Origin of the sequence: Flavobacterium olei, from assembly GCF_039749035.1 — a bacterium.
GTDB classification, from domain to species: domain Bacteria; phylum Bacteroidota; class Bacteroidia; order Flavobacteriales; family Flavobacteriaceae; genus Flavobacterium; species Flavobacterium olei.
Window position 1 is genome coordinate 55,529 of sequence record NZ_JBDKWC010000009.1, and the last position, 16,273, is coordinate 71,801.

The window sequence follows — 16,273 nt, forward strand, 5'->3', positions numbered from 1 at the left end:
TTCGACAATACTAAATCAAGCGCACAGGCTATGGCAGTACGATAGGCCATTGACCTCGAATTTAAGGGACCAGTTGATTTAAAAATTATACTGTATAGGGCCGTTTTTCTTATCTTTGAAAAAAAAATATAGTGCATTCCAATTTACCTACAGAAATTTTATTAACTCTTAAAGATTATCCTACTAGTACTTTGACGGTGCGGGAACTTGCTAAAATTATTAATCCGTTGCTTAGTTTTTCTCTTAAATTTTCAGACAGCATTGCATATGAAAAAATTCAGCAGCTGGTAATTTTAGAAAATTTGTTATTGTTAAGAGACCAGGGACTTGTGAATTTAAGCGAGACTAATGAGGCCGGATTATCCGGAAAAGAGTGGCAATTTTTGCCTTAATCTTTTGGCAATAGCAACTAATATCATCTTCCTTCATCTGAGTTTGTACGCAAACCAGAATAATGAGTGTATTGAGATTAGTTGCTTGCCATGCTACCTAAGTATCATCTGAAAAATGTGCGTTATTTACAAAACAGGTAGATTTTATAATTTCGCTAGTTTTTAATTACAAAATCTAGCATTAGTAGATCGCGCTAGAATAGTCAAAAAAATGCATTGTTTTAGTTATATGTTTTTACTTATTAATTATCATAAGGTATTATTGATGCCAAATAAGTTTAGGTACTATTGCTCTGCATTTCTCTACTGTAAAACTTAGTAAGGGGGGACATATGCTGTTTCCCAAGAAAAATAGCATGGTGCCTTATTCGGCGAAATTAGTAGAGCTATCCCAACGAATTGAGCCCTATTGTAAAAACCAATAAAACAGGTATTTACATGATTGTGATACGTTAAAAAGTGCACTTTAAATGCACAATACTATGGAAGGGAGCTATAATGAAAATCATTGCCTTTTAAATGTTAGGATTTAAAATTTAAATTTAACTCCTAAATTCAAAAAAGAGTTAACTTAGTTAAGGTGAATTTTCCTATCTAATTTTAATGTTTATTGTTTTGAAATTACTACTTTAGAAAAAAAATATAGATATGGCTTGATAAAAGTAGTGTAGGAAAAAGAGGATGGTGGATATCGTAATTCGTTTATAATAATAGTAACAAGGATTATATATCAGAATTGCGTGTGTGATTCATTACTTTGCAGTGTAATTAAACTTCACTTTTGCAAGCATTATAATAATCGGTAACAGTATTAAAATTAAGTAGTGTAGAATGCTAAAACAACATCAATTTCTTAGATTTTTAGTGGTGGTAAACAATATAGATGACTTTACTTTATTAAAAAATTACGTATATGATTACTTTTTTAGTAGTGAGGTAATTCATGTGAAAGATTTTGTTGGGCTTTCTCAAGTTGAAGATATTAATAACAACTTCGATATTATATTTCTAGATCTGTTATTGCCCGATAAAAGCGGTGAGGATTTAATTACATCAGCTTTGAACATAGCAAATGCAATACCTATAGTTATTCTTACCAGCCATCCCAATTTTGATTTTGCAATTCAGTCCCTTTCTTTTGGAATATCGGATTATCTTTTGAAAGAGGAATTGTCCTCGGTTGTCTTATATAAATGCATCCTCTATAATATAGAGCGCTATAAGAGTATTATAACAGTTAAAAATTCTGAGCAGTACTATTTAGACCTTTTTCAACTAAGCCCGCATCCCCTTATAGTATATAACGAAGAGAGCAATATAATCGTGGATGTCAATTACTCAGCAGTCAATACATATCAATATACCTATGAGGAGTTTACCACAAAGCAAGTAGAAAATCTCAATGTTGAAAATATATATATATCTGACCTAAACGAGTATCTATCGCATAATGTTACTGAAAGCTTAGCTAAAAAAATCGAATGTCATCAAAAAAAAGGAGGAGGACTACTCTATGTAGCTTGTCGCTCCAATAAGATTGTGTACAAAGGCCGCGAATCAATTATACTATCAATTGAAAATCTGACCAAGGAAATTAGATACTTTCAATCCATTCAGACACAGAATAAAAAGTTAAAGGAAATAGCGTGGATTCAATCACATGTGGTCAGGGCACCGATTGCAAGAATTATGGGGTTGATCCAACTTTTTGTAAATGAGTTGACAAAACAAAACGAAAAAAAAATGATTTTACAAATGCTAATGGAGACATCCCTTGAAGTGGACGCAGTCCTGAAAAATATTGTGGAAAAAGCAAACGATGTTTAAAATAGCTGATATACCTACAAATTTTAGCCGGATGCTAAGCAGTTGTTCAAATTGTTTCAAAAAAATCACTCGGAATAGGTTTACTAATATATCTTTCTACTAGTGGATATAGTTTTGAGCGTTTTATATCTCTGTCATCAATGCTACTCGAAACAACATATACCCGAATGGCGTTTACGTAGATAGAATCCATTTCGATTAATTTTTCTAAAAATTCAAATCCGTCAATAACCGGCATATAAAGATCCAGAATAATAATGTGGGGAAGATTATTGTACGTGTCCTTATTTTGCTGTATATAACCGAGCGCCTGTTCGCTTTTGCAAAATACACTTACTTCTGCAGATTTGTTGTGGTTTTTAATTAATGATTTAATGATGTAATTATCTATTTCACTATCATCAATAAGCATGATTTTTTTGTATTTGTTACTCATTGGTTGATTGATTATAATTTTATATATCTAATAAATTCTTCCTGACGCCTCTTTGCAACGGGTATGGTTATACCGTTAGATAATTCACAGTATAATCCATCCTTTTTCACAATTTTAGTCAGATATCGAATATTAATTAGATACGAATGATGTATCCTGAAAAAAGTTGGTCCAAGGCTGTCGTTATATTCGCCCAGATTTCTGCTGGATAAAATCTTCGATTTGCCGGTGAGATGGAACTCGGTATACTTTCCGTCAGCCTTACAGAAAATTATATCATTGTTTTTTAATAATTCTATCTTATCCATGGAAGCTACTGCTATATATTCAAAGTTATCGTGAAGCGAATTGATTGCTTTTATCTTGGTGATCTTATCATTTTGATAGGCGGTCTCCATATCTATTGCCCTCAAAGACTTATATAAAGAAATGATTAATTCATTGTTGTTAATGGGAGTTAGTAAAAAATCTATAGCATTAAGCTTAAAGGCGTCATAAGCATTCGATTTCTCATTGGATATAACAATTAATTTAGGCCTTTGGATTTCCAGATTATTTAGCACGTCCTCCAATTTTTCCGTTATAAAAAAATTGTCAATTTTTACAATAATGGCATCGGGCTTGTGAGAATTGAGGTGCGCAATAATTTCTTCAAAATCGTTAATAATCTTGGTTATTGTAAATAAGACGGAATTGTTAATTTCGAAAAGCTTCAGTTGATTAATGGTTTCAGTATCGCTGTCTATAACAATTACACGTAAAATTCTCATTTACAGTTTTTTTATGTATTATAATCCAAAATTACACATATTTAGACAAACGACATGCAAAACATAAAAAAAATTATTGGATGGCTAAATAAGGATACTGAATACTTTACTTTTTTGCCAAAAAGATATGATTAAACCTTAATATAGCGTTATTCGGTCCGGATGAGTTGCTTACTTTATAGGTAGCAGATATTTCCCTTGATAGATAATGCAATTTTGGTAGCGGTATGAAATGACACGGTGCGCTCCTTAATGGCAAACAGTTATTCTCCATTGACCACAGTTATTACTTTAGCTGTAAGGCTGTACTTCCTTTACAATAGTTTTGTAGTAAGTATACTATAAAGTGCAGAAAGATTTCTTTCTAATCGCTCTTGGTGTACCATTTTAGCCATATGTATTTTACTGGTAGTTGTTATGTTTAAATCTTTTTACTGTTTTTTTATAAGTCTTTTAATTTTAATGTCAAGAGATCTAACACTCTCAGGGTTAATGCGGGTAAATGAGATATTTCTAATTAATGTCATAAACTTTCTTTTTAGAACATAAATACTAGTTATGGCTTACTGTAACCATCAGAATTATAATATAGTAATTACTAAAAATATTTATTTAGCTTACCATTTCAGGTGTTGCATAGAATCATGCAGCTGTTCGTTAGATCTGAATAAGACGTTTTCTTATATTACAAACTTAATCGTACCATCCGATAGGACTTCCAATATTTTTTCATCGGTGTTGTAATCTTTCTTTTAGAATCAGCAGCAGCAAGTCACCAGCAATAATTGCTGTCTCAATATAGTTATCATTTGCAGCCTGGAGTGCCATCGCGGGGTTTCAGATTACAGACGGATTTTTTATAGGGTATGCATATGATCAGGAGACCACAGATTTAAGTAAGTACAATTCAGGATCACATGAGATCTTTCTGCGTTTTGAATTCCTGAATAATTTTAGACAAATCACTTCGCCTAGATTCTTCTAATCTTTTTATGAAATTATAAAAAATAGTAGCGACAGGTTTGCGGAATATAGGACATTTTCATATAATGATGCAAATACCACTCAAAGACTGCTCAATGAATAGTAAAAAAGCGGGAGACGTTCTTAAATGATTGTTTTTTTGGAAGATTGGGATCATTTTCAAACTCTTTCGCTTTATTTCCTTATCGAACTCTTATCGCACTTCCGCTTTAATATACGAAAAAGAGCTCAATTCGGATTTATAAGTAATTGCAATGACCTGCAGTTACCCGTGCTGATAGTTTTAAATTGCTAGAAACTTTAAGCTAAACAAGTTGGTCTGCTATAGTTCATCAGCTTATTAACAAATAGCCGAGCGGGAATTGTTTTTTCAAAGTAATCTTTATTGCTTCGAGCAGTTCTTATGGCTTAAAGGCCTTACGAACATATCCGTCATTCCAGCATTCCCACATCGGTCCAGTTCTTCCACCGGTAAAGGGCTGTAATCGCCATAATTGAAATACTGTTTTTAATTTGCAACGGATATATTGGCTATCTGGTAGCCGTCCCGATTTGGCATCTGCAAATCCATTAGTAGGTCGCGATGGAGCATCCTTCATTTCTATAAATTGCACTATATGAGATCATCAGCATGCATATCGAAATGTAGTTAAAACTGTTGCGTGTTAATTGCGACAAGGAATAACTGTAAAATAATGGGTATAATAGGCATAAATCATCTTATCTCAACATGCTAGTGATACCTGCAAAGCATTTAATTTTATTACGATACAATATGTATTTGTCTACAGCATTGAATACTTGAAGTACAAACGGAGAGTTTAATGCCATCTTTAAATGTCGGGTACAATCATTATTTTAATTATCAGTGTCAATACAATAGGATTCCCGGACTATACTGCCTGATAGCAAAGGACTCTATGGTAAATTTATTTTACATCGATGAAGGGCAAGGGATAGTGATTCATCTACTAAATGTAAAAATACGGAAAAACACTTATTCTATATCTCCTTACAGTTATTACTTTTTATTAACTAGCCCTCGGCCAATGACAGTATGTTTGTAACGCATCGAGACAGGATCTCATTTTCAAGGTATTTCCTTTTCGTTGCCAGTTCAGAATTCGCTAAAAATTTGATACTATGAGAAAATTTATCTTACTGACTTTATTTTTGAGCCCTTTAATGGCTTGGTCTCAGAATCCGCCGCCCCCAGGATTACCAGATCAACCGGTAGTGCTCACAATTGATTCTTCATTATACCTCTTACTGAGTACAGGAATTTTATTTGGATTCGTTATAACCATTACAAAGGTTAAGGTGCAATCAAAAAATGTTAAAAACCACTAAACTGACCCATATGAAAATAGCTTTACTCTTCTTTTTTATTACGGTGCAATCGTTTTCTCAGCTCTATGTCGGAGTGGGGTCGTCCATATATGTCAGGGATCAGGTATTATTTGTCAATCAGGATTTGAATTTAGAATCCACTGCCGGGCTTTATCTGAGAAATAAATCGCAATTATTGCAGGGTACGTCCGGAGTTTCCACAAATAAGGGTTTGGGTATTTTGTCGGTATATCAGGAAGGTACGTCAGATAATTTTGAATATAATTATTGGTGCTCTCCTGTAGGTGCGAGTACTGCAGCAGCTGGTAACTCCAATTTTGGGATAACCATGTTGGGAAGACCACTATCATCTACCAATTCGGTCCCCGTTACAGTTCTTCCAATAGGATCATACGATGGAACTGCCAATCCCTTGGCTATTGCTCCGTATTGGATTTATAAATTAATTGGTGCAGACAGTTATTCCAAGTGGGTACAGGTAGGAGCGAACAGCACAATTGCGGCGGGAGAAGGTTTTACAATGAAGGGGACTAGTGGCGTAGATAATACTGATCCGGAGAGTACAGGGATTATCAACAATACAGGTTCAGGTCAACAGCGATACGATTTCAGAGGAAGGCCCAACGACGGTAACATTACCGTGAGTGTGGCAACAGGTACTGCCGCAACGTTAACCGGCAATCCGTATCCCTCTGCCTTAAATCTCAATGCTTTTTTGTTGGACCCCTCCAATAGTGCCTGTACGGGTGTTGCGTACTTCTGGGAACAGGATAAAAATGTGAATTCGCATTATCTTTCAGCTTATAAAGGTGGATATGGAACTTATTCACCAGTATCTTTAGGTTCTAATGGGATCTATGTTGCCGCAACATTTAACAGTTATAACAGTGACGGCACTTTAAATGCAACAGGGACATCCTCGAATTTAAGCATAGAACGAAAATATAGTCCTGTGGGACAGGGATTTTTAATAAATGGCAACAAAAATGCCACCGTAACGTTTAAAAATTCACACAGGGCATATTATAAAGAAGATACAGGACTTTCCCAATTTGCTAAGTTTTCGACAGGTAAATTGATACAGAAGAAAGAAGATTCTCAAATCCCCCATTTTAAAATAAATACGATTATTAATGAGAAGTTTACCCGACAGCTCGCTTTGGCACTTATGGAAGAGGCTACCGATGGAATTGATGTAGGAATCGATGCACTTACTATGGATCAGAGTTTCCCCAATGATGTTTCTTTCCTCATAGAACAAAAAGCCTACGTGATTCAGGGAGTACCTTTTGAACCCTCGAAGAAAATAGCCCTTACCGTTAAATCATCTGCTTCTTCATCGATGAAGTTCTATATTCCTGAAGTAATTAATTTTGATCTCTCTGAAAGTATATATCTCTATGACGCTCTTGATGATTCATATCATGACATCAAATTTAAAACTTATGAAACAACCATTCCTCCAGGAGTATATGATAAGCGATTCAGCATCACGTTTAGCAAAGCAGCCCTTACGGTTGAAGAACAGATAAAAAATAATTTTTTTATAATTCAGGATAATAAACACCAGGTATTGAAAGTAATAAACCCTGATGCTATACCCCTTAAATCGATGGTTGTTTATGACCTCCTGGGCCGAATCATTCTTTCCGATAGTGCACTTCAAGTTCAGACGAATTATGGATTCCCAACTGCCGCTATTGCATCGGGAATGTATGTGGTGGTATTTATGTCCACAACAGGCGGGAAGAAAGTGCAGAAAATAGTTATAACTAATAGCGGTGTGCAGTAAGAGTAAGATGTAAGATGACTAAAATTACTTACAAATAATAGATTTAATTACCAACTACTAAAAAAACAGAATCATGATAGAAAAAAAGGTTTTTAATACGTACCGCATCCGACTAGCGGTTTTTCTTTTACTCTCACTGGCGACAAATGCTCAGGTGGGCATTGGAACAATAACGCCACAGGCCAGTTCTATACTGGATGTATCTTCCACTTCGCAGGGTTTTCTTTTGCCGCGAATGACAACTGCCCAAAGAAATGCGATAGTATCACCGGCCAATGGTCTCGAGGTTTTTGATTTAGATTTAGGTTTGTTTTACTTTTATTCCGCTTTGTCTGGACAATGGGTCCAGATCAATAGCGGCACCGTGCTTCGGAAAAATTTTAAACGCATACGTGCAGGAGATGATCTGACTGCTGTGCTTGGTGAAGAACTATCCTCGGGCGGCGGTGCAAAGTATGTTCTTAACCCCAATACTTTATATGAAATAAATGGCCAGATTGTGTTTAATTTTCCAATTGATCTTAATAATGCCTATTTAGACGGTCTGGATGCTAATGAAGACATAATAGTGAAGACATCAGGAAACCTTTTCGAGGGCACAACAGGTGGTAGTTTACGAAACCTCACTATCGCTGCACCTGGCGCGACGGTTTTCAACCTTAACGGAACTCCAACGCAGAGCTTTCTTCTTCGGGACTGCATCATTGCGAATTCAGGAAGCGTTGGAACAGTAGCAGGGTATGGACTTGCTTTCCTTAGTATAGTAAATTTTTCTGGAAATACGAACGGGATCACCTACAGCAATATTGGTCAACTGCTGTTAAGCAACCAGGCGTGGTTCAGTAATAACACCGGTACTTATGAAAAATTGACCGGCACTTTTAATCTGGTCGCAAAGCAAGGTGGTTTTTCCAATGTAAATACGGGCGCCGTCGGACTGGATGTCTCGACAGCAGGCCTTGATATAAAAGGCGACGCAGTATTGGAATCGGTCGTCTTTACAGGACCGGTTCCCTCAAATTATGTTAAGCCTTATACCACTGGAACTTATACAGGATATAACTTCAACAACAGCTGGACCGTGAAGGCGGCAGGTCTTCCTAGTGAGACCGATGCGGATGCCGCAGGGGACTTTGCCATGGATTATCCTGTTGGAAGTGGCTTGGCAGTTGCATTTAATAACTCGAACCCGAGCAACATTGTTAAGGTCGGTTCTGGAAGTCCTTCTACGGTATATTCCAATTTGTTTCGATTTTCCACTGATGCCGCCAACAGGTTAAGATATGTTGGCAAAAAGAAGAGGATTTTCGGCATTGCAGGTTCGATCTCTTTTCAGGTTCCGGCCGCAGGAACCTATATAGTTTATATAGCAAAGAATGACGTGGTGATCAGCCAGTACAAAATCTATGGACGTGGTGCCGCAACAAACGATATTGTAGTGTTGCCACTGAATGCAAGCACCGAAATGCAAACCAATGACTATATTGAAGTATATGCCCAAAGGTACAGTGGCAGTAACGGAAATATTGTGGTGCCCAATATGAGTATAACAATTAAATAGTTTTCTGTGTACCCCTTTGTCAGGACCCATAAAGTAATCTGGCATATTGTTTGAAGATGATCGGGTTTTGTCGGTACAAATTCTACAGGTAAATAGTAGGGGGTACTACAACTTTAAGCAATGGCTCGCTAAAGTGTTAAAAATTATAATTGTTATTGTTTTTTTATTTTAAATTCACAAATTTGTTTGCTACTTATACGCCTATGCTCCCGCTGATGCTTCATATCGGCGGGTTTTTTATTGTTTAATGGATGCCATATAGCATAGTTATACGACAAAAGTTAAGCTCAGTTATAGAAGTAGTAATAGACAATCGGGTTGCCTGTGCCTATTATGTAAAAAAGAGCCCATCTTGCTTAGTTTTTTTTCAAAAAGAAATGTGCCATAATTCAGCCACAAAACTTCATACTTCTAATTTCAAAGTAGATTAGAGATGAGTTATTGTAAATTTGTTGCGGATGAAGAGGTTCCGCGTTGAATTATTCAAACGATGGTTAATCATAGTAGAAATTGATTTAGTTTGAAATAGCAAAGTCTTCAGTTAAGCTTCCGGTATTCACTGGGTGTAAATCCTGTGCGTTGTTTAAAAAGTCTTGTAAAGTGTTGTTGGTATTTAAATCCTAACTCGTTCGCAACATCGTTGATAGTTTTTGAGCTATCCAAGATTCTCGTTTTTGCCTCCTCAATTATTTTTCGTTGTATGTAATCTAAGGCAGTGCTTCCTGTCTCTTTTTTAATGAGGTCACCAAAGTAATTCGGCGATAAATGTATCTGTTCTGCGCACCACGTTACACTTGGCAAACCTAAAGTCTGGCCTTTATCAGAGTTGAAATAGTCGGAAAGAAGCTGTTCAAACTTTATAAGCACATCTTGATTAATATTGCTTCTTGTGACGAACTGCCGCTCGTAATAACGCATGCAGTAATTTAGGAATAACTCGATGTTTGACACTATAAGAGTTTTAGTGTGCTTATCGATTTTATGTTCAATTTCTTCAGCAATCTTCTGAAAACTTTCAACTAATGTTTGCCGCTCTTTCTTAGATAAATGAAGTGCTTCATTAACTTCATAATTAAAAAAATTATAATTCTTTATCGATTTATCTAGCGTGGTACCTTTGAGTAAGTCGGGATGAAAAGTAAGTGAATAGCCTGTCGGTATAATCTCCTTCCCCCCGCTGTCTGAGCGATACACCTGCCCGGGCGCAACAAAAACTAACGTGCCATCCTCATAATCGTAAGGCTTGCAACCATAAGTCAGGTCGCCGCATTTAATATCTTTAAGAAATACAGAATACAGGCCAAACTGTGCCTTTAAGTTCACTACAATCGGAACTTCGTTAAACTTTACTACGCTTACTAAAGGGTGTAAAGTTTCAGTATTCATTAAATCATTGTACTTTCTGACTGTATCAATTCTGGTCACGTTTTCCATTTTCAATCTTATCACAACACAAAGTTAATTAAGGGTTTTATTTTTTTTTTGACTTATTCATAAATCTGTAAAAATGGTAAACAAATCTATATTATGTATACATCATAACTGAAATTTGCAACCGAAATTTGCACTTTGAGCAATTTACATTAAAAGTATTGACTAAAATATATAACAAAATGGCATTAACAAAAGAGTGGGATAAGGTATTTCCGAAAAGTGAAAAGGTAAATCACAGTAAAGTTACATTTAAAAACGGGTTTGGAATCATATTAGCAGCAGATCTCTATATACCCAAGGTCGCTGATGGAAAACTTCCTGCTATCGCTGTAAGTGGTCCATTTGGCGCTTGTAAAGAGCAAGCGGCAGGTCTCTATGCACAAACTATGGCAGAGCATGGTTTTATTACATTGGCTTTTGATCCGTCTTTTACGGGCGAGAGTTCGGGAACACCTCGGCAAACTACCTCCCCTGACATAAATACAGACGATTTTATGTCAGCAGTAGATTGCCTAAGCATACAATCCAACGTAGATGCTGATCGAATAGGAATTATAGGTGTTTGTGGATGGGGAAGCATAGCCCTTAATGCGGCAGCAGCTGACACGCGTATAAAGGCAACGGTGTCATCAACCATGTACAACATGACACGCGTAAAAGCATTAGGCAGTGAAGAGGAAAGATATGCTGCGCGCGATACTATGTCTAAACAAAGAACTGCTGATGCACTGTCAGGGAACTATGTGATGGAAGGTGGCATTCCTAATCCTGAAAACCTTCCTGCGGATGCACCTGCCTATCTAAAGGAGCTAAGTAATTATTACAAGACTTCTCGTGCTTATCACGAACGGAGCGGAAATAATGGCATGCATATTTGGGGCACCCAAGCCTATGCCAATGCTGATTTCCTTCATTATAGTAATGAAATTCGTACGCCGGTATTAGTGATACATGGGGGGAAAGCTAATAGTAGATTCTTCAGCGAAGATGCATTCAAATATATGATAAAGGGTAACCGTTATCCGGAAAATAAAGAACTCTACATCGTTCCAGATGCTACACATGTTGATCTTTATGATGGCGGGGATAACGACTATATCCCTTGGGATAAAATGGTGACTTTCTTCGAATCCAATTTGTAACAGTTGAATACGATTACGCCATTTATAAAAAGTTGTAATAGTTGAATACGATTACGCCATTTATAAAAAGTCAAAAGAAGCCCACTTACTATTACTGCTATGTGGGCTTCCTGACTATTGTAGTTAGTTAGTTAGTTAGTTAGTTATTTATTTAGTTAGTTAGTTAGTTAGTTAGTTAGTTAGTTAGTTAGTTAGTTAGTTAGTTAGTGAAGTAGGTAGGTACTTATTGTTTTGTATATTATCAATTTTATATTTTATTAATACTTTTCTATTTTCAGATTGTTTAATTGTTGAAACTTTTTTTAGTATGATTTTGACCGGTGAAGAAGGAGTGGGTTAGGATGGAGGGTATTTGAAATATTCTATAAATAAAATAGAACCCTTTATTTGAAAGGCCTAACATAAATATTTAGCTCATTCTTACTAGTTTTTCTGCCACAGCAATAAATTGATTTATTTCAATTTGCATAGTCTTCGTTTTAATTCTTAATTTTATAGTTTTTAACTTGCGTATTATCAGTTTGGTAGAATCTATTGTGTCATTAAAACCACGATTTATGAAGGACAATATTAGACATTACGATCCTATTTTTAAAGAAAATGCGGTTTTGTTAAGTTATCTAAGAAACACAGTTAAAGAGACTGCTGAAGAATTAAATATAAGCGCCAAAATACTTTCCAAATGGCGTGTTATTTACAGCAGGTTTGGAAAAGGAAGCTTTCCGGGTCTAGGTCATAAAAGAGTATATTACACCAATAAAAAAATTTACGATTTAGAAGTAAAACTGACCGAATCTGAATTGAATCTGGAAATATTTAAAAAAGGGCTTCAGTACATGTACAAAGGCAAGCACGAAATTTGCAGTTTTATATATCAAAACAGAGAAAAATATTCTGTTTATAAAATGTTTGAAATTTTAGGAATTTCACATTCAACATATTATTTATGGACTAGACAACCTTTTTCGAAGACGAAAAACCGTGTACATCTGCTTAAGAAAGAAATAACTTCTATTTTTTTTCAATTCAAACAATACAAGGGAAGTATATTGATTACTAGAGAACTCCGAAACCGAGGATTTCAAATTTCTGATACACAGGTGTCATTTTATATGAAGCAACTTGGTTTACGCAGTAAAGTAAAAAAGAGATTCAAAGCGACAACTGACTCAAAACATAATCTATACATTGCTCCAAATATTTTAAACAGACAATTTAAGATTGATGAACCGTGCAAAGTATGGGTTTCAGATATAACTTATATTCAGATACATAAAAGATTTTTATATCTGACTATTATTATGGATTTATATGATCGAAAGATTATAGGCTGGCATTTAAGTCACGGACTTTCTGCTCAAGCAACCATTTTACCTGCATTTGAAAAGGCAGTAACTAATCGTCCTATTTCAGAAGGATTGGTATTTCATTCAGATAAAGGCGCACAATATGCCAATAAAATGTTTACAAATAAACTAACTGAATGGAACTGTCTAAGAAGTATGAGTTTTACCGGAGTCAGTATTGATAACGCTGTAGCTGAAAGTTTTTTTAATACATTAAAAAGAGAATTGATTTATAAACAAACCAGATTATTATCAGCAATGGAAATGAGAAATGAAATTTTTGATTATATAGAAAACTGGTATAATAAAAAGAGAATCCATTCTTATCTTGATTATACAACAATAGAAGAGTTCAATGACGAAAATACTGGTAAGAATGAAAAGCGCAAGGAAAAATTATGATCGTGAATTCAAATTCAAGGCGGTATTCTTAAGCTATCAGAATGGAAATCTGGCTCAGACTTCGAGAGAGCTGCAGATTGATAAAAACCTGCTTTTTCTTTGGCGTAAAGAGTTTAAAAAATATGGAAGTGCAAGTTTTCCAGGATATGGAAACCTGATATTGAGTTCTGATGAAAAAAAGATTTACAATCTCGAAAAGAAAATTAAAGAGAATGAAATGAGATTCGAAGTCATTAAAAATGCAAGTAAATGCATAAATGCCGGGAGGGAATCGCTTTTCTCTTTTATGGTAGAAAACGAGAAAAGATACTCAGTAAGACTGATGTGCCTGGCATTGGGATTAAATCGAGGTACCTATAGAATTTGGAAAAGAGGAATTCCGTTGGAAAGTCAAAAATGGAGAGTTGACTTGAAAAAGGAAATTAGCGCAATTTTTTCTGCTTCCAAAGAAACTTACGGATGCCATCGGATTGCTGCGGAGCTTAAAAAATCTGGTTTTGTATTATCACACACTACAGTGCTCAAATATATGAGAGAACTAGGCATGCGAGTTTTGATAAAAAAGCCTTAGCCTGTTCTTTCATAAAAAATTAATGTAGCATTTAATTAAAACTAATTTTTGCTTTTTTAATTGTTAAGATGTAGTTAAAAGCCTAATCAGGAAAAGACGAACTTTGTAAGACAGTAGAATTTCAATAAATCTGAAAACATCCTATTGGGAGTCTAAAATCGTAATTAAATAATTTTTTGCTAACTTAGGTAAGTAAATTTTCCGATACACAGCAGATAAACTTAAACTCATTATTTAATACACAGGATATGAAGGCATTAGTAATAGGGGCGACAGGAGCTACGGGCAAATTCCTTTTAGACGAATTAATACAGGATGACAATTACACCGCAATAACCATCTTTGTAAGACGTCCTACCGGAAGGTCACATCCCAAACTAGTCGAGCATGTGATTGACTTTTCCCAGCTGAGTCAATACAGTGAATATATCACGGGAGATGTTTTATTTTCCTGTCTGGGAACTACTATCAACGATGCCGGCTCCCAACCGAGGCAGTGGGAGGTTGATTATGGAATTCCTGTCGGTTTTACAAAAATAGCCAGGGATAACAGGGTGAATTCCGTTGTTCTTGTTTCTTCATCTGGCGCATCACCAAAAAGCAGGGTTTTCTATTCCAGAATGAAAGGCGAATTAGAAAGCGCTATAACAACGATGGGCTTCGGACAATTTATAATTTTCAGGCCCGGACTCCTTGTGCGCAAAGGAAGTAAAAGAACGAATGAGAAAATATTGGTAAAACTTCTAGGATTTTTCAACAGCATCAGCCTACTGAAGAGATATAAACCTCTTTCAACAGAAGTGTTGGCGATGAAACTGGCCAAGGCACCCTGGAAATTACCCCAGGGAACGTCTGTTGTAAAACTTCAGGAAATAGCTGAATTTTGACCTGTAAGAGGTAATAATTTTGAGCGAGAATATTTTTAAAGTGTTAAACATTAAGTTATTAATTGGTTTTTAGAGTAATATTTGTAAATTTGTATATCATTTATACGCCACAATGCGACCCGCTGATACTATTAAATCGGCGGGTTTTTATATTATTAGGTAATTTTAATTTATTGCGCTCACTATATCAATCAGTGCAGGACTAGCAGTACTGCTCATCTTTTTTTGTTTTAATATTGTCTTAAACGAGATAAAGTGAGTAAAAATCCAACTTAATGTTTTAAAGTTACAGAGCTATAAATAGTTTATATAAAGAGAAAAAAATTATTAAAAATTGCTGAACAATTGGCAATAAACAGCAATACTATTATAAAATTTGCTAACCGTTTTATAGAAAATTATACATATCAAGCTTACAAATTAAATAATAATTAAAAATTTTTCAATTAACCAAAGAGGAATTACATAGAAGAACCACTTCAATATCATCCACAAGAATATTGAAAGAATGGTTTCAACTGCCAGAATTAAACTATCCCTTTTCTTTTTGATGTAAATACTTTTAAGGAATCTAAGGCTCTTTTGAAAAATGGTTTTTTTAGGATTAAATTTCTAACTTCAATTCCAAATGTTCTAATTCTGTTTTCCACATCCCCAGGTTTTTTGTCGTCAGCGCAATTGGGAGCATAATTTATTTTAATGGAATTAATTATTTTCCCATCTTTAAGCACTTCTATCTTATCCTCAAAACTAGGCATTAGCCAGTTGCATTTAGGATAGCTGAATTCTCTCGTTTGTTTATCAATTTTATTTTGTGATATTGCCTGATTTAGTTTAAGGAGGTCATTCTTAGTAAACAAAATAGTGTCTTTACAAGATAGGTCACGATAATATGCTTCAATTGTTTGATTTTTAAAATCAATCTTGATGCATTTGTAATATTCAAAAACAATCGTGAGATCATTCATAGAATTTGTTTCCTTTATATAATTAGGATTTCCAATTGTTTAGTGGTAAATTTTATTTGAGTTTTTACATTGTTTTTAACATTGGGGCGTAGTGTGCATCAGATCTAAATAATTATATTTGAATACAGAAATATACGAAAACAAATTAGCTGATCTTTCACAATGGAAAACGCGATACAACTAAAGGTGAGAAAAGATTTGGATGCCCGCCAGCAGCATACGATACTTAAGCTCAAAGGCAGCCTTATTTCAAAAGGCTACACCGAGATTATCCATATCCTGGACCAGGACGATGAATTTCATATCAATACGTTTGAAACGGCCCGTGAGAAGCGCAATGAAGTGCAGCAGTATATCGCAGCGTTTATAAATTCAGAGAACCTCAGCGATAGCATTACCTTAAAATAATAG

General features: G+C 35.1%; 13 protein-coding genes and 1 pseudogene. 10 read left to right on the forward strand and 4 right to left on the reverse strand.

Going from position 1 to position 16,273, the window contains the following annotated elements; all coding sequences use genetic code 11:
- The first annotated feature begins 131 nt into the window (after window positions 1-131).
- Window positions 132-392 (forward strand): hypothetical protein, encoded by a 261-nt coding sequence (locus ABEB31_RS20600; RefSeq protein WP_347053547.1) that lies wholly within the window; start codon window positions 132-134, stop codon window positions 390-392.
- Between the two features lie 831 nt (window positions 393-1,223).
- On the forward strand, window positions 1,224-2,219 hold the full coding sequence (locus ABEB31_RS20605) for a response regulator (protein ID WP_347053548.1): 996 nt from the start codon (window positions 1,224-1,226) through the stop codon (window positions 2,217-2,219).
- 46 nt (window positions 2,220-2,265) lie between these two features.
- Here ABEB31_RS20605 and ABEB31_RS20610 read toward each other — a convergent pair whose 3' ends face one another.
- Complete coding sequence (locus ABEB31_RS20610; protein ID WP_347053549.1) at window positions 2,266-2,655, reverse strand: response regulator; 390 nt, start codon at window positions 2,653-2,655, stop codon at window positions 2,266-2,268.
- Between the two features lie 11 nt (window positions 2,656-2,666).
- Entirely contained in the window at window positions 2,667-3,425 is a 759-nt protein-coding gene (locus tag ABEB31_RS20615; protein ID WP_347053550.1) for a LytR/AlgR family response regulator transcription factor, read from the reverse strand.
- An 811-nt stretch (window positions 3,426-4,236) separates the two neighbouring features.
- On the opposite strand from ABEB31_RS20615, the pseudogene ABEB31_RS20620 reads away from it, so the two are divergent.
- The 3 genes and pseudogenes from ABEB31_RS20620 to ABEB31_RS20630 all read left to right on the forward strand — a co-directional run.
- Window positions 4,237-4,410, forward strand: a pseudogene (locus ABEB31_RS20620) (type IX secretion system membrane protein PorP/SprF); the annotation flags it as partial.
- 1,332 nt (window positions 4,411-5,742) lie between these two features.
- The gene (locus ABEB31_RS20625) at window positions 5,743-7,551 is read left to right on the forward strand and encodes a T9SS type A sorting domain-containing protein (RefSeq protein ID WP_347053551.1); all 1,809 of its coding nucleotides are present in this window, start codon (window positions 5,743-5,745) and stop codon (window positions 7,549-7,551) included.
- Window positions 7,552-7,624: 73 nt separating this feature from the next.
- Window positions 7,625-9,112 (forward strand): hypothetical protein, encoded by a 1,488-nt coding sequence (locus ABEB31_RS20630; protein WP_347053552.1) that lies wholly within the window; start codon window positions 7,625-7,627, stop codon window positions 9,110-9,112.
- Window positions 9,113-9,649: 537 nt separating this feature from the next.
- On the opposite strand, the gene ABEB31_RS20635 is transcribed toward ABEB31_RS20630, so the two are convergent.
- Complete coding sequence (locus ABEB31_RS20635) at window positions 9,650-10,546, reverse strand: helix-turn-helix domain-containing protein (protein ID WP_347053553.1); 897 nt, start codon at window positions 10,544-10,546, stop codon at window positions 9,650-9,652.
- A 179-nt stretch (window positions 10,547-10,725) separates the two neighbouring features.
- Between ABEB31_RS20635 and ABEB31_RS20640 the strand changes: the two genes are divergently transcribed.
- The 4 genes from ABEB31_RS20640 to ABEB31_RS20655 all read left to right on the forward strand — a co-directional run bounded on the left by ABEB31_RS20640 (window position 10,726) and on the right by ABEB31_RS20655 (window position 14,894).
- A complete protein-coding gene (locus tag ABEB31_RS20640; RefSeq protein ID WP_347053554.1) occupies window positions 10,726-11,688 on the forward strand; it encodes an alpha/beta hydrolase in 963 nt (320 codons plus the stop codon).
- A gap of 557 nt (window positions 11,689-12,245) precedes the next feature.
- Complete coding sequence (locus ABEB31_RS20645) at window positions 12,246-13,436, forward strand: IS3 family transposase (RefSeq protein ID WP_347053555.1); 1,191 nt, start codon at window positions 12,246-12,248, stop codon at window positions 13,434-13,436.
- Window positions 13,411-14,007, forward strand: a complete 597-nt coding sequence (locus ABEB31_RS20650; protein ID WP_347053556.1) for an IS3 family transposase — start codon at window positions 13,411-13,413, stop codon at window positions 14,005-14,007. Before ABEB31_RS20645 ends, ABEB31_RS20650 begins: the two co-directional genes overlap by 26 nt.
- 248 nt (window positions 14,008-14,255) lie before the next feature.
- Entirely contained in the window at window positions 14,256-14,894 is a 639-nt protein-coding gene (locus tag ABEB31_RS20655) for an NAD(P)H-binding protein (RefSeq protein ID WP_347053557.1), read from the forward strand.
- A 527-nt stretch (window positions 14,895-15,421) separates the two neighbouring features.
- On the opposite strand, the gene ABEB31_RS20660 is transcribed toward ABEB31_RS20655, so the two are convergent.
- The gene (locus tag ABEB31_RS20660; RefSeq protein WP_347053558.1) at window positions 15,422-15,862 is read right to left on the reverse strand and encodes a hypothetical protein; all 441 of its coding nucleotides are present in this window, start codon (window positions 15,860-15,862) and stop codon (window positions 15,422-15,424) included.
- Window positions 15,863-16,024: 162 nt separating this feature from the next.
- Between ABEB31_RS20660 and ABEB31_RS20665 the strand changes: the two genes are divergently transcribed.
- A complete protein-coding gene (locus tag ABEB31_RS20665) occupies window positions 16,025-16,270 on the forward strand; it encodes a hypothetical protein (RefSeq protein WP_347053559.1) in 246 nt (81 codons plus the stop codon).
- The last annotated feature ends 3 nt before the right edge of the window (window positions 16,271-16,273 follow it).